Genomic DNA, 20,668 nt, shown 5'->3' on the forward strand with positions numbered 1-20,668 from the left:
GTCGGATGTAATGCTGCTTAAGGGAGGATGATTATACTGCAAGCTCTCCGTTATAACTTACCAGGACGACATCATTTACACCTTCTATAGCTGCCAAGGCATTAACAAAATCCGTATTGTCAACTCTTAATCGCACTTCAATGGTAAGTTCGATTCCCTGTCCGCCGCGAACCGCTTTTGATTTAATTTTCATTCTTTTGACATGCTCCACCAGCTTTGTTAGCAGCATTTTTTCTGCCTCGCTATTACTGCAGTTTACAACCACCATATAGGGAATTTCATTGGTTGTTTTACTTGTAAAAATGATCAGCATGATTCCGATGACAATCGACCCGCTAATGGCAAGCAGATACTGCCCGGCACCACTGACGATTCCCGCTGCGATAGCCCAGAAGATAAAGATGATGTCCATTGGGTCTTTGATCGCTGATCTGAAACGTACGATACTTAAAGCTCCGACCATACCGAGAGAAAGAACGATGTTAGATGTGACACCCATGATAATGAGTGTGGTAATCATCGCCATACCTACTAGAGAAACATTAAAGTTCCTGGAATACATGACCCCATTGAACGTCTTCTTATACACCGCATAGATAAACAGTCCGAGTAGAAAAGAAATTAGCAACGTAATCGCCACATCAACAATAGAAAAATTTGTGACTGCGTTTTCGAGAAAACTGTTTTTAAAAATATCTGCAAAGGTAAATGTTTGATCTGTAGTAACCGCACTGGTTGTTGCATCCATGATACCATCCTCCAATGTATTCTAATTTATTCAGTGATTAAATCCATTATGGAGCTTTTATCCGTATTTTCGACATATAACATACTTTGAGATCGCTGCCTTCTGTCTGCTGTCCAATTGAATCAGGTTCGCAATATGGCTAGGCAGGTAACAGTCATATTTGATTTCCAGAATTGCCGTATTGCTCGCTAAAGCATTGGCCAGCGGGGTGGTGAAATCTAAAAAGCTGGTCGCGGCGAATCCGGTTTTTACATCACTGTCAATTGTGATTCTTACTCTACCCGGCTCCCATATATAGGCCTGACGCCGGTACTCTACAATTGTTTTCGGCTTAAACAGACCGGTTCTCATTTTTGTATAAAGGTGCCGGCATACAGCTTCCGGACGATTTCGTAAAAATTGATAGTCACCGTTGATTAAGTCTTGACATCCCTCTTCGGTCAAAATCGCACTCTCTTTAAAGCCTGACCCATCGTTCTTGACCTTCTTCTCAAGCCGGATGATTGCGGTGGAATGATCATATGTTCTAATTCTGAATTTTTCCCGATATTTAACCCCTATCAACTTCTCCAATAATGCCGTATCATTAATATCATCAAAGTAGAGACTTCTAACGGTATAAAATCCTTCCGACCCGGTATGTTTGTCCTTAGGAAGCACCCTATTCAAACGGTTGACCAGTACTACTCTGTCGAAGTTATTGATGCTCATTTTAATTTCCTGCCGATATTTGCTCACTTGATCACCCCTGTCGTATTATTCCAGTGATCTTTTGATGATGCTATTTTATCCACTCTATGTGTCATTAATGTGAACGCTGGTTAACAAATTTGTGAAGAATTTAGGTGATGGTTATGTTAAGAAAACGTTGGCTTCCTGTATTTGCAGCGGTGGTCTTACTTCTTAGTCTTACCGTTTGGGAAAAAACCAAGACGCCGCTGGCTTCTGAATCCACAGAATTGATGCCTGCCGCCGAAAGTGCTACTTCTGAAAGCGATTCGTCAGAGACTGCTGCTTCTGAACCTGAGGCTGCTGAATCTACGCAAATGAAACTTACGCTGCTTGGGGATATCATGTGCCACCCAACACAGTACGAAGCCGCCCAGACAAGCGGAGGCTATGATTTCAACCCTTCTTTTGAAGAAATCGGAAAAGATACAAGGCTCGCGGACCTAACAATCGCCAATCTTGAAACGACCTTGGCCGGCAAGGAGATGACTTACAGCGGTTATCCTTCTTTTAATACTCCGGAACAAATGGCTGATGCTGTCCGGAATACACTTGGTGTGGATGTTGTCTCTAGCGCCAATAATCACTCTTTAGATCGGAATTTTTCGGGCTTAAGCCAGACGATTAATTTTCTGGATCAATATGGTCTGAAACACACCGGAACTTATCAGACCGCCGAAGACAGTCAGGAAATTTTGATCCAGGAAATTTCCGGCCTGCGTATCGCTTTCTTAAGCTATACCTATGGCACCAATGGGGTTACCCTGCCTGAAGGTAAAGCTTTTGCCGTGAATTATCTGGACCGGGAAAAAATTCTTACCGATGCTAAGATGGCACGAACCCTGGGAGCAGATTTAATTATCGCTTCTTTGCACTGGGGAACGGAGTATGCCACAAAACCGTCCACTGAACAGGTCAGTCTGGCCACCTGGATTTTTGAAAATACGGAGGTTGACATCATTGCGGGCAATCATGTCCATGCTGTCCAACCGATCACCTTCCTCCAAGTAAAAAGCAAGACCACTGGCAAAGAAAAAGAAGGATTGGTGATCTATGCCCAGGGAAATTTTATCTCTGATCAGAAAACAGATACGGCGAATATGGGTATTATGGTTGATATCTTTCTGGATATCCGTTCTGCTAAAAAACCAGTTATTACGCATGTTGCGTACTATCCGACCTGGGTTGATGAAACTCCGGGAGCCGGTCCTAAGACATATCGCGTCTTAAATGTGACAAAGGCCCTGGCCGATTATCAGTCAAGGCAGGACCCGCTGCTGAACAGCGCAGATTATGCGGAAATGCTCGCCTATGTATCTCAAATTAAGCAAACTATCCCTTCTGGAAATAAGATTCGCTTCGCCAACGAATAATGTATACAGTATATCTCTCTGTATACATTATTTATCATTGTTATCTCTTTACAGTCTGCTGAATGTTCATTATATTTTTCTTAGGCAAAGAAGCCATAAAAGAAGACAGCCTGCAAGCAGTCTTTTTTTGAGGCTTCTTTTTTTGATGTCTACGGACGACGGCACAGGAAGCGCGGAGGCGTTCAAATAGCCTTCACGGTGTCGAATGATGACAAAATTATCCGACTGGACGAATGTGGCGGTGCCATAAATGGCAAGGAGCTGCTGGCAAGGATGACAAAGATAAAAAGGAGAGATTGTAAATGAATTATGGCGATATTGCCTTTATGCTTTTCAGCACCGCTCTAGTTTTCTTAATGATACCCGGACTCGCTTTTTTCTATGGAGGGCTGGTAAAAAGACGCCATGTCCTGTCCATCATGATGCAAAGCATCGCTGCAATCGGAATTATCTCGATTCTCTGGATTGTCATTGGTTATACCCTGGCTTTTGGGCCGGATATCGGGCATTTGATCGGTGGATTGGATTATGCGGGTTTGAGGGGTGTCGGCCTGGATCCCAAAGGGGAGGGTGCGACGATTCCCCATCTATTGTTTATGCTCTATCAGAAGATGTTTGCGATTATCACCCCGGCCATTATGACCGGTGCTACAGCGGAAAGGCTGCGCTTTCCTGCCTATATCCTTTTAATATCCCTGTGGAGTCTTTTGGTTTATGTGCCCCTTGCTCATTGGGTATGGGGCGGAGGATGGCTGGCTAATCTGGGCGTCTTGGATTTTGCTGGAGGGATTGTCGTTCATATTAGTTCGGGTTTTTCGGGCTTGATTGCGGCTTTATATATTGGCAAACGCTATCATAAAGATTCAGAGCAAGCTATCCCGCATAACATTCCTTATGTGGTCCTTGGCGGAGGTCTCCTGTGGTTCGGCTGGTTCGGGTTTAATGGTGGCAGTGAACTTGCTGCAGACGGTATTGCTGTACTTGCCTCTGCCACTACACACCTGTCTGCCTGTGCCGGTCTGCTGGGGTGGATAATTATTGAAAAACTGCTTCATGGTAAACCAACTGTACTCGGTGCTGTCTCGGGCATGGTTGCCGGGCTCGGTGCCATTACACCTGCCTGCGCTTTCGTAACCCCGCTTGCCGCTGTCTTGATCGGACTGGTTTCTTCAGGTTTGTGCTACTTTGCAGTCGCTTGGCTGAAAGTTAAACTGGGTTACGATGATGCACTTGATGCTTTTGGCATTCACGGTATCGGCGGGACCTGGGGAACCCTAGCTGCCGGAATTTTCTGCACCACAGCCCTGAATCCCAATGGTGTGGATGGACTTTTCTATTCCGGGTCCTTTTCCCAAGCAGGGATACAACTTTTGGCCATCCTCGCAACTTACGCTTATTGCGGCGTGATGACCTTCTTGATCCTTAAAGTCATCAGTCTCATTACTCCTCTTGCAGCGACAACTGAAGAACAGGAAACAGGCCTTGATATCAGCCAGCATGGCGAAAGCGCCTATCCGGACATTGAAGGGATGACTTCCGATTCTGCCTGGAATATGGTCAATTAATAAATGACTGTACAAGATATATCAGATAGAACTTCTTCTATCTGAACCACTAAAAAAGGATTTTCACCGTGATCACGGTGAAAATCCTTTTTAGGTTTTGCCAGGAAAAAGTATACTTAAAATTTTTGAATGTAACAATTATTGGGCAAAAGAACGACTTAAAGATTTGACTTGAACTGCATAAGCCGATTTGTAATGCCCATTATTCTCGTAAAAGGTCAACCTCCCGTTGATCCCCAATCGATATGCCGTGTACGATTCATATTTATTCATATAGACATCCTCTAAATACTTCAGATATCCACCGGCTAAGTAGGTTGCATAATATTTGTCTGCTGACAGGAGTTCCCCGTTGGGATAAGGGATCTCTTTATGATAATATTCGGTGATGGCCATGTAGGCCGTTTTAGCTGTAGCCAATTTCATTTGGGTCGTATTGTAGGATAAGGATCCTCCATCCATATTGGTGGCAGGTACATATTTTGATTCTTGGGCAATTAAGGCAAACAGTTCATAAGGTTCCAGCTGAAAGGTCTCTTCAACGCTCGCAATATACGCTAGATATTCGGGGTCGACCTGATAGTCTCTGGCAATTCGTGCTAAATTCTCTTGTCTGTATGTTTGATCTTCTTTTGCACTAACGACGTTACATTCTTCTTCGCTTACTTTTTCCCTGTCTTCGGCAAAGGCGGCTGTCCCGACAAACATCGCCTGTGCAGCAATCGTAAATGCTACCAGGAACATAGCCAGGAAACGGCCAATCCTTTTCTGTTGAAACACGGTCTCTCCTCCTTAAGGACTTTTTGACAGCTTATCGCCATCATCTTTTGTTATTTTGTCAGAATATAATTATCCTATACTTGAGATCCTCCCATAATTTTTATCTTGTATCTCAAGTGACAAAATTCTACATTTTTTTACTTCAACCGATTTTACCACATCAAACCAAAAAACGCAAAAAAGAGGACCATTAATTTCCTCAAATACCATTATATATGCGGTTATTTTTTGATTAAAGGCGTCTTTAGAACGCCTCATATCCGTTTAAAGGCTGGTCTGCGGCTCAGGAGAGGTCGGAATCCCTGATCTTCTTTTTTATTTGCAGATACGTCAGCAGTTCTTCCTGATCTTTTTCTTCCCAGAAATCAAAGTCTTCTAATTTCTCTAAAACTTCCCTAAAATGGACGCTTTTATCCGCCAGCGAATAAATCTCAGGCTCTGAACCCGCATCCATCGTTTGTTCCCCTAAAAGGTAGGATATCGATACACCTAGACCCAGGGCAATATCTGTCAACCGGTCCAAAGAAGGCCTTCTTCTGTTTTGTTCAATATCACTCAAATAAGAGATGGAAATACCGCTTCTTTCAGAAAGCTTACGAAGTGTAAGCTTCTTTTCTTTTCTTTGCTCTTTAATCCGATCACCGACAGTCAACGCAATTTCCCCCAAATTTTCGATAATAGCGAATTAATACTAGTATAATCGTTGAAAAACGCCAGGTCTACTGAATTGCTATACATTTTTGACGTAAATATGTGCAATGTGGAAGAATATCCTATATTTTCTTGGGATTGGAACCTATTTTTGGCAGACGGCTAAATTTAACTGTTGCATAATTACGCTATATGCGTAATTATTAGAAAGAGGTGGTGTTATGTCCCTTGGTTCAAAAATCCGGGAAATCCGGAAGAAAAAGCATTTAAAACAAAAGGAACTGGCTGAGATTGCCGGTATTTCCGTTTCTTATCTATGTGAAATCGAAAGAGATAAAACAAATCCATCTATTAAAACACTTTTCCATCTTACTCAAGCCCTTGGAGTTCGTCTGTCGACGCTCCTCGGCGATCAGGAATATTAGGAACAGAATAATATTAGTATTTTTCAAATGAAAAGGATTTTTCTATGGAATGAAGTCCTTTTATTTTTTTGACAAATGCATACAAGAATATTTCAAAAAAAATCCTTGAAATATTTAAACAAAAATGCTAATATAAATAATTGTCGTTTTTCCGATAATCTGTTTAGAGAATAAAAACGACAAGTGGAAATCTTTAATTTACCTGAGTTCTTTAGGTAAAAATGTAGCCCAGTTTATGAAGAAACTGTAGAAGGGGACTGTACATGGATAAAAGTTTTGAATTCGGTAATAAAAGCATCGGGAAGCTATTATGGCAATTTTCCTGGCCGGCGATTGTCGGTATGTTGGTGAATGCCTTATATAATATTGTTGACCGGATTTTTGTGGGCCGTGGCGTCGGTACACTTGCGATTGCTGCAACGACAGTGGCCTTCCCAATTATGCTTCTGTTTATGGCACTTGGGATGCTCGTTGGTATTGGTGCAACAGCATTAATCTCCATTCGGCTCGGAGAACAGAAAAAAGAAGAAGCCGAGAAAATTGTAGGTAATGCACTTACTCTCTTGATTATGCTTCCGCTCCTTTTTATGGCCTTCTATTTCTCATTTTCTGAACAGCTTTTGGTCTTTTTTGGTGCTAATCAGGAAGTATTGCCCAATGCACTTGCTTTTACCAATATTATTGTTGCGGGATCCGTTTTTGGCGCAATCGGTTTTGGCATGAACAATTTTATCAGAGCTGAAGGAAACCCCAGAATTGCGATGCTGACGCAAATTCTTGGCGCTGTGATTAACGGGGTGTTGAATTACATTTTTATTTTCCATTTGGGATTAGGTATAGCGGGCTCCGCACTTGCAACGGTCTCAGGCCAATTCATTACGTCGCTTTGGGTATTGGGCTATTTTCTTCTCGGCCACAGCACACTTAAGCTTCGCCAAAAAAATTTAAAACCGGATTTTTCGATCTATCTAGTCATATTGTCCATTGGCTTTGCTCCGTTTGCGATGCAACTTGCCAACAGTTTGCAGAATATGCTTCTGAATAAGAGTGTCATGCTTTATGGCGGCGACCTGGCGCTGTCTGCCGTCGGCGTCATTATGAGTATTTCAACATTGTTCTTTATGCCGATTATCGGTGTCAGCCAGGGTGCTCAGCCTATCATAGGCTTTAACTATGGAGCCGGGCAGTTTGAAAGAGTTAAGGCAGCGTTGAAGAAGGCCATTATCGCGAGCACCTGTATTGCTGTTGTCGGTTATCTGGTCATACATCTCTGGCCCGAACAAATTATTGGCTTGTTCAGTGACAACGATACGGCGCTTACAGTACTGGCAACTCACGTGATACTGATATTTTTTACCATGTTCCCGCTGATTGGTTTTCAAATTATTTGCTCAAGTTACTTTCAGGCAGTCGGCAAACCGCTTCAATCATCTGTTCTGAGCCTTTCCCGGCAGGTACTGCTCTATATACCGCTTCTTTTGGTCTTGCCTCATTTTTGGGGAATTGAGGGTGTCTGGCGAGCTGCACCGATTGCGGATATCTTATCCGTTCTGATCACAGCAATGTTGATAACGCTGGAAATAAAACGGCTTAGCAAAAATCAGCCCGCTGTCAGCGTAGGATAATTCAGGCTGATATAAAACTGATATATCTAAAATACGAACAAGGGCTTCACAACTGTGAAGTCCTTGTTCGTATTTTAGATGACCCGTTCTTTCTCAGAGATCGGGACACTGAAGGATCATATTTTAGCATAGACTCTTATTTACGATATGATCTCCCGATTACACCAGGAACTTAAGCAAGGCGACCACCACAGCAGCAGTCACTGCTGACATGATGAGCGCAAAAATAAAGGCAACGCGTATCACTTTGTTTTCTTCACCAAGTTTATCAATAGATGCGGCCGCATTTTGGAGTTTTGCCGGGGAAATTACGCTGGCTAGTCCTCCACCAAAGGCTAACCCGGCTGTAACGATGATAATACCCTTAAGTCCCCAGTTAAGATTCGTTGCTGTTGACATGGTATATTTCGCAAACATCGCAATCGTCGAAGCTTCACTTCCGGTAATGAATCCTCCGAATAACCCAATAAAGCTTACAATAGCTCCGTAGGCTCCATGAAAAGCCTGCGCGGAATAGTCTGCGAGTACTTTCACCATACTTGGGCACAGTGTTTTCGGCATTGCGGCATTGAGATTGGAAGCCATATTAAATCCAGACATATTCATGACTTCACCGATCGCAAAGAAGATCGCTGCTGAGAAAACAGGTTTTGGTGCCCTTCGCCACCAAACTTTTATTGAATCTCTAATTTGGGCGGCTTTCGGGCGCATAATCGGAATCGAAATCAAGATGCTGACCAGAATCCAGGTGTAGGCATTCCATAAAGCTCTGGTTGCTATCGGCTTGCCGTCTGCAGATAAGCCCGGAATGCTGAGCGTCAGTGTCCGGTATAAATAATCGAATGATTCCTTCGGCAGGTTCAGCGCCAGAATCAGAACGATCAAAAGCAGCCAGGGCATAATGGCTTTCCACAAAGGATATTCTTTTTCATAGGCAAGTTCTTCCGGCGTCAGCCGGCTTCGATCAATAATTTTTTTACCCGTCAGCTTAAGATACAGGATCATTACAAGAATGACTGCAAAACCACTTAAGACTCCTGTGAGGACAACCAGATTGTCATAATGATTGGTAAAATAAGCGACAATCGAAATGGTAATGCCCGTAACCAATACCGGGACAATCCCTTCTTTGACGGCTTTCCACTTTCCGACAATCCAAAGCATCGAAAAGCCAATCAAGGTGGATACAAACGGCAAAAACATAAAGAAGATACTTCCGGCCTGAGAAAGGGTAATTTCATTGCCTTTTCCCAAAAAGCTGTTCGCAATATCCACAAATACCACGATCGGGGCACCGAGTAAGGCATACGTACACAGGGCGTCATATCCGATCGCAGGCAAAGCTATGGCCACATACGTAGAGTACCCCATCGCAATCAAGATAGGCGGCAGAAGAGATACGGGAGTTGCCCCGACGGCAACCATCAGCGTTCCAAATCCAATGTTGATCATCATGATCTGAACGGCTCTGTTTTCACTGGCTAAGGTCTTAATAAATATAATAATTCGTTTTAAAGCCCCCGTCTTTTCCATATAGGCCATTTGAAGTAGTGACGTGGCTACGATCAGTGAAACTGAAAAAGATTTAATCAGACCGGCCAGGGTTGAGCGGACAATGACTTCTCCCGACGTCTGGAAAAACAAAAACGCCACAAGAGAAACAGCAAGCCAACCCACAATTCCACTGGTATGGGCTGGCTTTTTAAACACAATAAGCATAACAACAATGACTACTATTGGCAGCAGTGCAAGCAGTAGTGACAACATTCTCTCCCATCCTTCCATTCTACAAGTATATTTTTTTATTACTACCTACTTATAATATATGATTATGTTCAAAAAAAAAAGAACTTTTTTTGCTTTTTACTTTTTGCGTTTTATGTTTCAGACCAACAGAAAGGCCCGCTTTTCACATGAAAAACGAGCCAAAACTGAAGATTTTCTCAGCTAAGGGATCCTGACATATTGCGCGGGACCCGGAACAATGATCCATCCATCGTAAATGATACTGATACTGAAATAGTAGTACTCACCGGAAACTAAATTACCCTGGATATCACCCTGATAATAAGTGTCAGCGTTGATTGTCACTGAAGTCCTGTTCCGGTCGGTAATCCACTCCAGATAACCGTCATTTGGATATTTTGGGTTAGGATTACTCTTTGAAATGACCACTTTGTAGCCTTCAAAATTCGCTGCTTCCGAAGCTGGCCAGCTTAAAATCAAATTACTGCCGCTGGCTGTTGCCGATATGGCAATCGGATCCAGGCTCTGTTGGACACTTTCCTTCTCAGCTAGTGGATCGTATCCATCGGCCGGATACGTGACACGGACGGCATTTCCGGCAACCTTGCCATCGCTGTATAAAGCCGTCACACTAACGTAATACGCCTGTCCGGGAGTCAGATAACTGCCAAAGTCTCCGCCGTGATACGCTGTGCTGTTGTCGATTACCCATCGGCTGGTGCTTTGATTGGTAATGTAGGTCAAATAACCGCTACTGGGATAGGCCGGCCTGGAATTATTTTTGGAAATAACGACCTTATAGCCCTGGAAGCTTTCACTGTAAATCGGATTCCATTTGACAATGAGCCGGTTGTCGTCCGTAGAAACGGTTACCTGAGGCGCCTTTGAAGAGGGAGATACAGCCGGTTTGACAGCAGGTTTTGTTTCTGTAGCCGGTGTTTCCTTGGTGGGTTGCGTTGTTTCGGTTGGCGTTGCGATAGCTTCCTTGGCAGGTTCCGGTGAAGAGACAGCCGTACCGACCGGATATGTCAGTTGCAGACTGTCACCCGGAACGGTCTTATCCGAATAAAGCACCGTAATGCTAAAATAGTATTTTTCACCAGGGACAAGTTTCTCGCCAAAGTCTCCGTTTTTATAAGCTTCACTGTTATTGATCACCGCACTGGTCGTGGTCCTGTCGGTAATGTAGTATAAATACCCGTCGTCAGGATACTTCGGATTCGGGTTGCTCTTTGAAATCACCACTTTATAGCCGGAAAATTTAGGATGATCAACCTGATCCCAATGTAAGATAAGTTTATCGCCGGAAATCTCCCCGTTCACTGCCACAGCAACATAAGGAGTTTTATCTTCGCCTATTTTTAATCCGGGCCAGGAAGCATTTTGCGCATAACCATAGGTGACTATGCCTAAACAAAAAATGACTGCACATATCGCGATTGCAATATTTCTGGATAAACGAGGTTTCATGGTCTTTTCTCCTTTCATACCACCGTTTGCATACGAGTAACTTACTCTCAACTAAAAATAACGTAAAGAAATAAGATCAACTATGTAAAATCTATAATTCTACAGTATTAATTTAATTCCTTTTTCTTCCTTAATATTTAGGAATTAAGTCCCATCAAATTAGGAAATATGGATTTGCACAATCCCACATGTATAGTTTGATACGATGGAGAGGAGTATGTCATTTAATGTCGAATCATTGATTCTAAATAAACTTAATTAATTTTTCCAAAGGAGAGGAGGGAATATGATGAAAGAACCGGTTGAGTTGATTCAATCAAATCAAACATTTTTAATTAGACGTACCTTAGAATATGCAAAAATGCATAATTATACAAAATATACCTCTACTCTGGAAGAAGCTTGGCGTACATCAATTAACGGGTTATCCGAAGCTTTAATCTCAGTTCTCAAGTCCTGTGAATTTATACCTGAATTAAATGTGGATGAAGATTATGCAAATGATCCAATTGGTTCTTTTGGGATACTTGAGGCACAGCTTCATCGTAAACGTGGAGTTACCCTGGAGATGTTTTTAGGATTGATGAAATATTATCGTCAATCATATCTCGATCTGATAATAGAAACCTATAGGAAAAAAAATATAGATTGTGATTACTTTTTATTGTTTATTAATCGGTTTTTTGATCGCGTAGAATTAGCTTTTTGCAGTGAGTGGATTAACGAGAAGAAGGAAGTACTTACGTTAAGTCTTCAAAATACGAATCGTATGATGACGAATGAAAAAAATAAATATTTAACAATATTTGAAAGTATTCCAACTCCTTCGATCATTTTGGATAGTAATAATATGATTGACAATATGAACAATGCAGCTAAAGAGTTCCTCAAGTCTGCAGGAATTGATGGGACATCTTATTATTCCAATGAAAGACATGAAATATATTTAGTACATGTATTACCTTGGCTTGCAGAAGAATTTACTGCTTTTATCAACGGAAATGATATTGAAGTATCCATTGAAAAGAATTTGATGATGCTCGAATTAGGAACCAGGAATCTGGTTATAAACTTTCACCGCATGCTGGACGTAAGTGAAAAATATAAAGGTACAGTGATCATATTTACGGATTTAACATATAGAAAACAAATTGAGGACAGGTTAAAATTTATCAGTTTTCACGATGATCTTACAGGATTATACAACAGAGCATTCTTTAATGAAGAATTGTTAAGACTGTGTTCAGGCAGGTCTAATCCAGTAGCGATTATAGAATGTGATGTTGACGGGCTTAAAGTGGTAAACGATACTTTGGGACATCATGCCGGAGATTTGCTTATTACTTCCACTGCTTCAATACTTCGTCGTTCTGTCCGAGAAAACGACGTTGCTGCCCGGGTAGGTGGTGATGAATTTGCAATTGTTTTACCAAATTGCTCATCTGGCTCATTAAAAGAGGTCTGTCAGAGAATCGAATTTGAACTCGAAAAACATAACAAAGAAAACTCTTATTTGCCTGTGAGTTTTTCCATTGGTGCTGCATTAGGGGATGCTTATAATGGCAGCTTAGACCACATTTATAGGAATGCCGATAATGAAATGTATAAAAATAAACAAGAAAAGCGAGAGCAATACAAGCTTTGGTTCAACTCGTTATATGCTGAGTATGGGGATAAACTATTTAATAACTAATTTACTTTGCCGCCAGGCCATGGATGACAGCAGGAGCGGCCGCCCGTTCAAATCCCACCTTCTTCTTTATTAAAATAAGCTTCATCTTGCGATGAAGCTTTATCTTCAGTGGCGGAGAAGGTGGGATTCGCTCCGCTCGCCTTCGGCTCGCTTTCACGCCGGGGTGGGAAAACCCTCCCATGGGTCGGCTTTTCTTCATCCGCCCGTTCGAATCCCACCTTCTTATTAATATAAGCTTCATCTTACGATGAAGCTTTATCTTCAGTGGCGGAGAAGGTGGGATTCGAACCCACGTGCCCTCGCGGACAACCGCATTTCGAGTGCAACTATAAAAGTCGAAAATAGTGGAAGTTAGCAGTAAATACCTGTAGATAAAAATCGCCAAAAACCTTATGGAATCAGGGTCACCGAGAATTTTTCCCGTGTTTACAAGGAAAGCTGAGCATGGCAAAAAACCAACGAAAAATTGAATCAAAACCTGTTTTTGGATAGAACTCGGATAGAACTAGAAAAATTTATCATTGTTAACACAAAGATTTGCTTTCACTCGCTTGCCGTTGACAAATTTGAGAAAGTGAGTGAAGCAAATGAATTTTAACGAATATTGTTCTTCAGTAATTGATCGTTATCCCGAATATGTCACGCAAAAAGAAATGTGCGCTATCTTGGGTATTTGCACATCCACTGCTTACTCCATTCAGAAAAAAGGCATGATTCCATTTGAATATATAAACACATCAGAAGGAAGAAGACAACGGATAAAGATTACCGACATCCTGCGATACCAATACAAAACGCTGTGCTTCGCTGAATCAGAAAATGTGTTTATTGAAGGTTTGCGCCGTTATTACCAAAAGCAATTGCGTAAATTCTCTAAACTGCTTTTGGTTTCAGATGTAATGCGTTTTACCGGATATTCAAAAACAGCAGTAAACAATTGGATACTGCGCAATGAATTGAAGCCTCTAAGCTTCAAAAACAAGCGAATACAATCATTTCGTAGAGGTAAGGGGTCCGTTATAACAAAAGATACTTTCCTTGATTTTTTAACCGGCCCGTATTATAGGAACATAACAAGGAAATCAGACGTGCATAAAGAGCAAGCCAGACAATATGAGCAACTCTTTGACACTTTCAGGTCAAAGCGAGGTGCTGTGAGTGTCTGACTATAGCTTTCTAATAGATAGGTATCCCGAATTTATAACGAAAGATCAATTCTATAAGATATGCCATATTAGCAAAAATACAGCGCGTCATTATCTAGAAAATGGCTTTATCCCTTGCATTGATTCTGGCAAAAAGACACGCAGATATAAAATTGCGTTGAAAGATATTATTTTATTTTTAGAAGATAGAGACAAAAATCCTGAAAAATACTATCTGCCGAATCATTATAACAATCCTTTTTTACCAAGCGAAATTAGGCAGTATAAGGCCAAACCACGGCCTGATACTTATAAATATGCTTATAAGCTAAAAGGCTTAAAAGAGGTCAAAGATTATCAGAAATATCTTGAACAGCAATTTGCAGATTATCCAGATATGATGACCAGTTTACAAATACAGCAAGTTACGGGACATTTAATAAGTACAATAGTTTCATGGTGTAAATCTGGAAAGGTAAAATGTATCAGGCACCATAACGCTAACCTTCTACAAAAAAAAAGCGTTATCAGCTATCTGTTCAATCAAGAACAACAACAATAATGACTCAAAAAGGCCGTTTGCTTTTTCCCATATTAAACAGACGGCCTTTTGGTGTCTCTTTTTTTATATATCATTTCACTGGATTAATGGAAATAAATTCATATAAGTAATATAATCATATTAAAATGATTGTTTTAAATCTTAATTGGGTAGTAAATCTCATTATAAAGAACATATGGAGTAATATTAATTATGTTTAACATAACAACACATGAAAAGGCAAAGGAGTTTTTAAGTTCGTTTTTAAAAATAGCATCCGAAAAAATTGATGATTATATCTTTAATAACACAAAAGATTATGATGTAGATAATTTTTTAGAGACCTATAATATAGATTTGCAAAAAATACATATTGAAAATATGCAATTGATCGTACAGCATGTAACTACTAACGATGATAAATGTGGCTCTTTAGAAAAATTCGGTCTATTAAATCTGCAACAATCTCTTACTATGGAAACAACGCTTAAAAAATACCTAGATCGTTTTAATATTCATTTTGATATATCAAATAAATGGATGTTTTGTAATGGAACGAAAATTGATATACCTTATAAATCAGATGATATAAACCTTCCTAGTGATTCGCAAAAACATCGAATTTGTAGAGTAGCGCATAAAATATACTATGATTATCAAATAAGTGGATTTTTTAGTATGGAAAATGAAACTGATTATGGTGGTAGAGTTCACGAGAGACCTGAATTTTTGCATAATCTAAAAGAGCTTTTTAAATCAAGCTTAATCGAGGATACATGGAAAAAATCAGTGAAACCTTATTTGATTACATTTAAAGCTAGTTTAGATAGTTTTGCGTGGTTTAGCTTTTATGGTGAAAAATATGAGTATGAAGATGACTATTTGAGGAAAGAGGCACTCGTAAAGTGGCTAATAAATAAGGCTCTTTACGGAATATGGGACATGTACCATTATGATTCCAATCCAGAAATTTTTGCTTATATGAAACCAGAAGTTATTATTCCACCAAGTGATTTTTTAAATATTAAACCAATAAATATCTGATGAGGTTAAGCATGAAGGATAATATTGGTATGTGCGCATTATGTAAAGAAGAAAATGTTGAATTAAGAGAAAGCCATATCATACCTAAATTAGCATATAAGCGTATTAAGGCGTTTCAAAATTCTCGGTTCCGTAATTTTTATGATATAAATTCGATATATCAAGATGGTGAAAAAAAACCGCTCCTATGCTCAAATTGCGAGTTATTTTTTAGTAAATATGAAACTCATTTTGCAAACAATTATTTGGATAAATTTCTTGAGGGGAATCGCAAGTTACCGAAATTATATGATAAAATTGATATTTATATTTTCAGTGTAGCATGGAGAATTTTATATGACGACCTCTTTATCCTAAACTCTTTTGATGGAGAATATGCAAGAAAAGTATTTGAAGAATTTGAAAAGAAATTACTATGCTATTTAGAAGAATTAAGAATAGGGAACTCTCCAACATCCCCTCAATGTATAAAAAATTATATATTTACTATTAGAGATTTAGGATTTATTAATGAAGTCGCTGAATTTCTTGAGCCATCATTATTTGGCTATTCGTTTCATAGTGGCGATCAAAGTAAATATATTGTGTTCTCACATTATGCTGGTATTATTATTGCTACAGTTTATCGACCGGCAAATGTTATTATATTGGGTAGAAAGCTAAGTGAATATATCTTGGATCGGTACACTTCGCAAACCGTCAAAAAGCTATTAAATGAAGAAATCATCTATCAAGTAAATAAGATGATTGAACAGCAACCGATTAATGAGAAGGTGTTAGAGGCTGGACTAAGAGAAAAAATCAAAAATAGATATAAATTAGATAAAAGAATGAATCGTGGTAAGTAAGAATATTATATGCTTAGGCTTGCAGGGCAAACAGGAACAAAAGCATTTGCAATTAGCCTTGGTCTCATAGTCTTTATTGTTTTAGGGTTTATTCGTGAGAATGTAGGTCAAGCAAGAACTGAAAGCACTAAAAGAATGGGGGTAAAAACTATGAGAACTAAAATGAAGCAAAAAGCGATATTAGCTGGTTGGTCATTTTGTAATTCTATTTGGACTATGGGTGCTAATCTAATTGCTAGTGCCCTGTTAGCCTAAGCATATATTATCGTACTTACCTCACCACTCAATTAACGAATATTTTAAATCAATAGTTGAATGAATAAGAGGACATAGGCTTTTGGCCTGTGTTCTCTTTTCATATATAAGCAAGGAAGAAGCCGTTTGCTTTATCGATCAGATAGAGCAGACGGCTTTTTGCATGAAAGGAGGATTTTAATGTCAAAAGTAATTGCCTTGGCCAATCAAAAAGGCGGTACCGGAAAAACGACGACAGCAGTCAATCTGGGCATCGGACTTGCTAGGCAAGGAAAAAAGGTATTACTTATAGACTCGGACGCGCAGGGTAATCTGACGGATTCTTTAGGCTATCAAGAACCGGACAATCTTCCTTTTTCATTGGCCAGCGTCCTGACCAAAATCATGACGGAGGAACCGCATGAACCTGATGAGAGTATCCTTCACCATGCGGAAGGCGTAGACCTGATGCCGGGAAACATTGAACTGTCTGCTATTGAGGTGTCGCTGGTCAACACCATGAGCCGGGAAACGATACTCCGCACATATATCAACACGGTCAAAGACAGGTATGATTATGTGCTAATAGATTGCATGCCCTCTCTTGGCATGATGACCATCAACGCCCTTGCAGCCGCAGACAGCGTAATCATTCCCGTCCAGGCCCACTATTTGCCCGTTAAAGGAATGACACAGCTTTTACAGACCATTGCCAGGGTGAGAAGGCAAATCAATCCCAGACTTACCATTGACGGTGTGTTGCTAACAATGGTGGATAACCGCACCAATTTCGCAAAGGATATTTCCTTTGTCCTGCGGCGGGACTACGGCGACAAGCTGCGAGTTTTTCAAACGGAAATTCCCCTGTCCATCCGGGCGGCTGAAACAAGCGCGCAGGGAAAAAGCATCTATGCGTTCGATCCGCACGGAATAGCTGCCAGAGCCTATCAATCCTTTACAAAGGAGGTGCAGGACATTGGCGAAAAACGACGTGCGAAACAGCATCAAGCTGACCTCAGTAGATGAATTATTTACCACGGAGGAAAACCGCGCAGATAGTCAGCGAGAAAAGGTTCTGGATATTCCCCTGTCGGAAATCAGTGATTTTTCAAATCATCCTTTTAAAGTAAAAGCGGATGAAGCTATTCTGGAAATGGCAGACAGTGTAACACAGTACGGCGTTTTAGTCCCCGGCCTTGTACGCCCCAAAGTAGACGGCGGCTATGAAATGGTGGCCGGACACCGCCGCAAAAAAGCAAGCGAGCTTGCGGGCAAGGAAACAATGCCCTGTATTGTCCGTGAATTGGACGACGATGCTGCTACAATTATCATGGTTGACAGCAACCTACAACGGGAAAGCATTTTGCCGAGCGAAAAAGCCTTTGCCTATAAAATGAAGTTGGAAGCCATGAAACGTCAAGCAGGCCGACCAAGCAAAGAAAATTCAGTTCAAGTTGAACTGGATTATAAAGGACAACAATCACGGGATTTATTAGCAAAACAAACTGGAGAAAGCGGCCCTCAAATTCACCGTTACATTCGCCTTACCTTCCTGCTCCCCTCTATTCTTGAAATGGTGGACGAAAAAGAGATTGCTTTTAATCCAGCGGTGGAAATCTCCTACCTGTCCGAAAATGAACAGCAGGACCTTTACAATACCATACAGTCGGAGGACTGCACCCCTTCCCTATCACAAGCACAACGGATAAAGAAGTTCAGCCAGGAAGGCAGGCTGAACGCAGATGTCATTTATTCCATTCTCACGGAAGAAAAGCCCAATCAAAAAGAAAGATTTCATATTCAGCGTGACCGTATCGACCGCTATTTTCCTAAAAACTTTACCGAAAAACAAAAGGAGGAGTTAGTTGTCCAGCTTCTGGAAAGCTGGTACAAGAAGCGCCAGAGGGAGCAGCAGGAGCGATGAAACAGGTTACTACAGCTGCATAAAAATAATCATTTTGCTCTCAAACCAGCAGGAGCATTTTTTATTGTCCTTTTTTAAAAGGAGGTGCCTCCATGTACTTTACAGAAGGACAGTTGCGCAAATACGAACGCATCATGCAGGAAAAACCGGAATTTGACCGCAAAAGTATTATTACTAAAACGGTAGAAGAACGGGATTGCAAGCACTGTCTTTACTTTGTCAAGCATCACAGTAAATGCAGCAAGAAAAAGTGCGTTTTGTTTGAAGAGTAACAACCTTATAGAAATTGTATGCCAAGGGGGTGGTATGTCCATTTGTTTGCAGTCATCGAATTGGGGGCTTGCCGTTTCCCCCTCCCCACACCCCTCCCCTCAAAATTTACCAGCCGAAAAAGAAATACTCTTCGTCTGGTAAACCACTAAATTGATCCCAGAAAGGAACCTTTTTATGAAACAGACAGCAGAAAAGAAGCCGAAAGTCTTTCGTACCCTTATTCGCCAGGTTCATACGGACAATAAGGAGATACAGAAGGATAACAAAGTTCAGGCTACTGAGAAGGAGCGAAAAAACCAACCGCCCTTCTTTTTCGGCCTGTAATGGTGCTCTCTATTTAAACGCAGAGAGCTTTTTTTATGAACGGGACGGCGATTCATCCCTATTCCGCCATCCATTTGATTGGAGAGTGATAGCAAAATGGATGATTCTAAACGCATGGTTGATACCTATGAGGTAAAACACGCCATCCATGTCGGCGATAAAGAAATCCTCTTTCTGGTAGATGAGAAAATAACCTCCTGCCCGTATATTGTGTGCAACTGTTCCTGGGATAACCCTTTAGGCGTTGACCAATATAGTGATGCCATGGGAAGCGCGAACTATCTGGAAATGATGACGGAGTTTACCGAACGCGTAAGAAAACAGCTTGAAGCGGTTAATGCGGAACGGAACAAGATTACTGTTCCTTTACAGCCTTTTACTTTGAAGCATTGCATCCCAAGCGATTACAAAGAGAACATTGAAAACAAGGTGGTAATCATCCGCGCGGAATGCCTGCACCCCGAATACCGTACCGCCGATAAGCAGCTTGTGCTGGTCACTGGCGGTTTTGGCGCTTATGGCAATTCCAGAGGCCGCGCGGTCTACACCGTTAACCTTTACTCCGGCAAGGAATCGCGCTGGAACCGGGAGGATATTTTAGGTTTGCTTAAACCGGAATATATGCCCGATTGGGCAAAGAAACGCCTGAAACAGATACAGGCCGAGCGGCAGGCAAGGCATAAAAATCAGGAACAAGAGCGTTAGGGGGGTTGAGTTATGGAAAAAGAGATTAATGCCGGATATACCATTACCGACCGGCTGACCGTAGCAAATGCTGAATTTGTCATCGGGCAGAGCGACAGTGCCCCCGCCAAATTTGTAACCTGGAAGGTCAAAAAGGGTGAAAGGGATTATTATTGGGGCCATTACAGCAATGACCGCCTGACTGCCCTTGAAGATCTGTGCAATCGCGCGCTGGATGAAGTCCATCATTTGAAAAGCCTCCGGCAGGAGCAAAACGCTGGCGAGAACCCGGTGAGGCAGAATGGGAAGAAAAAGTCTGTACCGGAGCGTTAGGAGGGTTATAGCAAGCGACTATAACTTCTATGCTTACTGCTTTAAAAAGGCAAAAGAACGGCTCATGATAAAGGTAAGGGTAAACAAATACAGCCCGCTCTCAAAAAGGAAAAACGAAGTCCGAAACGATAAAGGGCCTTGTTATTCGGAGCAAACAGGAAAGCTATCCACAACCAATACTCATTTAAGGAAGGAGGGATAAACGTTGGTAACGAAATTGCAGTTAATTACAGAGTTATCGCAGACAATAGCCCGCAGCATCACAAGAAACTATGTCAACTGGACCTCCTTTCTGAAAACGGCTGCCTGGAACTATAAATATCCTTTTCAGGACCAGCTTTTGATTTATGCGCAGCGACCCGGCGCGACAGCCTGTGCTCCAATTGAAGTATGGAACGAGAAATTGGGCCGTTGGGTCAACCGCGGGGCAAAGGGTATTGCCCTCTTCGACGACCGTGGAGGCAGGCTGAGCCTGCGCCATGTATTCGACGTTTCGGATACCAACAGTCGCTA

22 protein-coding genes are annotated in these 20,668 nt (G+C 41.3%); 16 read left to right on the top strand and 6 right to left on the bottom strand.

Annotated features, from left to right (window positions below; genetic code table 11):
- Positions 1-31: 31 nt before the first annotated feature.
- Positions 32-748: a DUF4956 domain-containing protein gene (locus tag NC238_04120; GenBank protein MCM1565143.1), complete on the bottom strand. Its 717-nt coding sequence runs from the start codon at positions 746-748 to the stop codon at positions 32-34.
- Between the two features lie 57 nt (positions 749-805).
- The gene (locus NC238_04125) at positions 806-1,486 is read right to left on the bottom strand and encodes a polyphosphate polymerase domain-containing protein (protein MCM1565144.1); all 681 of its coding nucleotides are present in this window, start codon (positions 1,484-1,486) and stop codon (positions 806-808) included.
- A 116-nt stretch (positions 1,487-1,602) separates the two neighbouring features.
- Between NC238_04125 and NC238_04130 the strand changes: the two genes are divergently transcribed.
- Positions 1,603-2,850 carry a CapA family protein gene (locus NC238_04130; protein ID MCM1565145.1) on the top strand — a complete coding sequence of 416 codons (1,248 nt, stop codon included), beginning with the start codon at positions 1,603-1,605 and terminating at the stop codon, positions 2,848-2,850.
- Between the two features lie 302 nt (positions 2,851-3,152).
- Positions 3,153-4,415: an ammonium transporter gene (locus NC238_04135; GenBank protein ID MCM1565146.1), complete on the top strand. Its 1,263-nt coding sequence runs from the start codon at positions 3,153-3,155 to the stop codon at positions 4,413-4,415.
- A 138-nt stretch (positions 4,416-4,553) separates the two neighbouring features.
- On the opposite strand, the gene NC238_04140 is transcribed toward NC238_04135, so the two are convergent.
- Entirely contained in the window at positions 4,554-5,195 is a 642-nt protein-coding gene (locus NC238_04140; GenBank protein MCM1565147.1) for a hypothetical protein, read from the bottom strand.
- Between the two features lie 283 nt (positions 5,196-5,478).
- A complete protein-coding gene (locus tag NC238_04145) occupies positions 5,479-5,847 on the bottom strand; it encodes a helix-turn-helix domain-containing protein (GenBank protein MCM1565148.1) in 369 nt (122 codons plus the stop codon).
- A gap of 220 nt (positions 5,848-6,067) precedes the next feature.
- On the opposite strand from NC238_04145, the gene NC238_04150 reads away from it, so the two are divergent.
- Together NC238_04150 and NC238_04155 are read left to right on the top strand one after the other, a co-directional pair.
- The gene (locus NC238_04150; GenBank protein ID MCM1565149.1) at positions 6,068-6,271 is read left to right on the top strand and encodes a helix-turn-helix domain-containing protein; all 204 of its coding nucleotides are present in this window, start codon (positions 6,068-6,070) and stop codon (positions 6,269-6,271) included.
- Between the two features lie 263 nt (positions 6,272-6,534).
- A complete protein-coding gene (locus NC238_04155; protein ID MCM1565150.1) occupies positions 6,535-7,896 on the top strand; it encodes an MATE family efflux transporter in 1,362 nt (453 codons plus the stop codon).
- Between the two features lie 159 nt (positions 7,897-8,055).
- Here NC238_04155 and NC238_04160 read toward each other — a convergent pair whose 3' ends face one another.
- Together NC238_04160 and NC238_04165 are read right to left on the bottom strand one after the other, a co-directional pair.
- Positions 8,056-9,663 carry an L-lactate permease gene (locus tag NC238_04160; protein MCM1565151.1) on the bottom strand — a complete coding sequence of 536 codons (1,608 nt, stop codon included), beginning with the start codon at positions 9,661-9,663 and terminating at the stop codon, positions 8,056-8,058.
- Between the two features lie 180 nt (positions 9,664-9,843).
- The gene (locus NC238_04165) at positions 9,844-11,112 is read right to left on the bottom strand and encodes an S-layer protein (GenBank protein ID MCM1565152.1); all 1,269 of its coding nucleotides are present in this window, start codon (positions 11,110-11,112) and stop codon (positions 9,844-9,846) included.
- Between the two features lie 286 nt (positions 11,113-11,398).
- On the opposite strand from NC238_04165, the gene NC238_04170 reads away from it, so the two are divergent.
- From NC238_04170 to NC238_04225, 12 genes are all read left to right on the top strand, one after another.
- Complete coding sequence (locus NC238_04170) at positions 11,399-12,805, top strand: GGDEF domain-containing protein (GenBank protein MCM1565153.1); 1,407 nt, start codon at positions 11,399-11,401, stop codon at positions 12,803-12,805.
- 587 nt (positions 12,806-13,392) lie between these two features.
- Positions 13,393-13,971, top strand: coding sequence for a hypothetical protein (locus tag NC238_04175; GenBank protein MCM1565154.1), 579 nt, complete (start codon positions 13,393-13,395; stop codon positions 13,969-13,971).
- Positions 13,964-14,512, top strand: a complete 549-nt coding sequence (locus tag NC238_04180) for a hypothetical protein (GenBank protein MCM1565155.1) — start codon at positions 13,964-13,966, stop codon at positions 14,510-14,512. Before NC238_04175 ends, NC238_04180 begins: the two co-directional genes overlap by 8 nt.
- 192 nt (positions 14,513-14,704) lie before the next feature.
- Positions 14,705-15,535: a hypothetical protein gene (locus NC238_04185; protein ID MCM1565156.1), complete on the top strand. Its 831-nt coding sequence runs from the start codon at positions 14,705-14,707 to the stop codon at positions 15,533-15,535.
- A gap of 11 nt (positions 15,536-15,546) precedes the next feature.
- Entirely contained in the window at positions 15,547-16,383 is an 837-nt protein-coding gene (locus NC238_04190) for a hypothetical protein (protein MCM1565157.1), read from the top strand.
- A gap of 9 nt (positions 16,384-16,392) precedes the next feature.
- Positions 16,393-16,638, top strand: coding sequence for a hypothetical protein (locus NC238_04195; protein ID MCM1565158.1), 246 nt, complete (start codon positions 16,393-16,395; stop codon positions 16,636-16,638).
- Positions 16,639-16,818: 180 nt separating this feature from the next.
- Complete coding sequence (locus NC238_04200) at positions 16,819-17,643, top strand: AAA family ATPase (protein MCM1565159.1); 825 nt, start codon at positions 16,819-16,821, stop codon at positions 17,641-17,643.
- Positions 17,594-18,541 (top strand): ParB/RepB/Spo0J family partition protein, encoded by a 948-nt coding sequence (locus NC238_04205; protein MCM1565160.1) that lies wholly within the window; start codon positions 17,594-17,596, stop codon positions 18,539-18,541. Before NC238_04200 ends, NC238_04205 begins: the two co-directional genes overlap by 50 nt.
- A gap of 92 nt (positions 18,542-18,633) precedes the next feature.
- Positions 18,634-18,813 carry a hypothetical protein gene (locus NC238_04210; protein MCM1565161.1) on the top strand — a complete coding sequence of 60 codons (180 nt, stop codon included), beginning with the start codon at positions 18,634-18,636 and terminating at the stop codon, positions 18,811-18,813.
- Positions 18,814-18,988: 175 nt separating this feature from the next.
- Positions 18,989-19,138 (top strand): hypothetical protein, encoded by a 150-nt coding sequence (locus tag NC238_04215; protein MCM1565162.1) that lies wholly within the window; start codon positions 18,989-18,991, stop codon positions 19,136-19,138.
- A gap of 96 nt (positions 19,139-19,234) precedes the next feature.
- Complete coding sequence (locus NC238_04220) at positions 19,235-19,843, top strand: hypothetical protein (GenBank protein MCM1565163.1); 609 nt, start codon at positions 19,235-19,237, stop codon at positions 19,841-19,843.
- A 12-nt stretch (positions 19,844-19,855) separates the two neighbouring features.
- Positions 19,856-20,155 carry a hypothetical protein gene (locus NC238_04225; protein ID MCM1565164.1) on the top strand — a complete coding sequence of 100 codons (300 nt, stop codon included), beginning with the start codon at positions 19,856-19,858 and terminating at the stop codon, positions 20,153-20,155.
- The last annotated feature ends 513 nt before the right edge of the window (positions 20,156-20,668 follow it).

This window comes from Dehalobacter sp. (assembly GCA_023667845.1).
GTDB lineage: Bacteria > Bacillota > Desulfitobacteriia > Desulfitobacteriales > Syntrophobotulaceae > Dehalobacter.

What these genes read in the sequence shown, in the direction of transcription:
- NC238_04150 (MCM1565149.1), top strand. Translation starts at nt 6,068, where the DNA reads ATGTCCCTTGGTTCAAAAATCCGGGAAATCCGGAAGAAAAAGCATTTA.
- NC238_04210 (MCM1565161.1), top strand. Translation starts at nt 18,634, where the DNA reads ATGTACTTTACAGAAGGACAGTTGCGCAAATACGAACGCATCATGCAG.
- NC238_04160 (MCM1565151.1), bottom strand. Translation starts at nt 9,663, where the DNA reads ATGTTGTCACTACTGCTTGCACTGCTGCCAATAGTAGTCATTGTTGTT.
- NC238_04155 (MCM1565150.1), top strand. Translation starts at nt 6,535, where the DNA reads ATGGATAAAAGTTTTGAATTCGGTAATAAAAGCATCGGGAAGCTATTA.
- NC238_04120 (MCM1565143.1), bottom strand. Translation starts at nt 748, where the DNA reads ATGGATGCAACAACCAGTGCGGTTACTACAGATCAAACATTTACCTTT.
- NC238_04165 (MCM1565152.1), bottom strand. Translation starts at nt 11,112, where the DNA reads ATGAAACCTCGTTTATCCAGAAATATTGCAATCGCGATATGTGCAGTC.
- NC238_04170 (MCM1565153.1), top strand. Translation starts at nt 11,399, where the DNA reads ATGATGAAAGAACCGGTTGAGTTGATTCAATCAAATCAAACATTTTTA.
- NC238_04200 (MCM1565159.1), top strand. Translation starts at nt 16,819, where the DNA reads ATGTCAAAAGTAATTGCCTTGGCCAATCAAAAAGGCGGTACCGGAAAA.
- NC238_04185 (MCM1565156.1), top strand. Translation starts at nt 14,705, where the DNA reads ATGTTTAACATAACAACACATGAAAAGGCAAAGGAGTTTTTAAGTTCG.
- NC238_04220 (MCM1565163.1), top strand. Translation starts at nt 19,235, where the DNA reads ATGGATGATTCTAAACGCATGGTTGATACCTATGAGGTAAAACACGCC.
- NC238_04135 (MCM1565146.1), top strand. Translation starts at nt 3,153, where the DNA reads ATGAATTATGGCGATATTGCCTTTATGCTTTTCAGCACCGCTCTAGTT.
- NC238_04190 (MCM1565157.1), top strand. Translation starts at nt 15,547, where the DNA reads ATGAAGGATAATATTGGTATGTGCGCATTATGTAAAGAAGAAAATGTT.
- NC238_04175 (MCM1565154.1), top strand. Translation starts at nt 13,393, where the DNA reads ATGAATTTTAACGAATATTGTTCTTCAGTAATTGATCGTTATCCCGAA.
- NC238_04130 (MCM1565145.1), top strand. Translation starts at nt 1,603, where the DNA reads ATGTTAAGAAAACGTTGGCTTCCTGTATTTGCAGCGGTGGTCTTACTT.
- NC238_04215 (MCM1565162.1), top strand. Translation starts at nt 18,989, where the DNA reads ATGAAACAGACAGCAGAAAAGAAGCCGAAAGTCTTTCGTACCCTTATT.
- NC238_04195 (MCM1565158.1), top strand. Translation starts at nt 16,393, where the DNA reads ATGCTTAGGCTTGCAGGGCAAACAGGAACAAAAGCATTTGCAATTAGC.
- NC238_04225 (MCM1565164.1), top strand. Translation starts at nt 19,856, where the DNA reads ATGGAAAAAGAGATTAATGCCGGATATACCATTACCGACCGGCTGACC.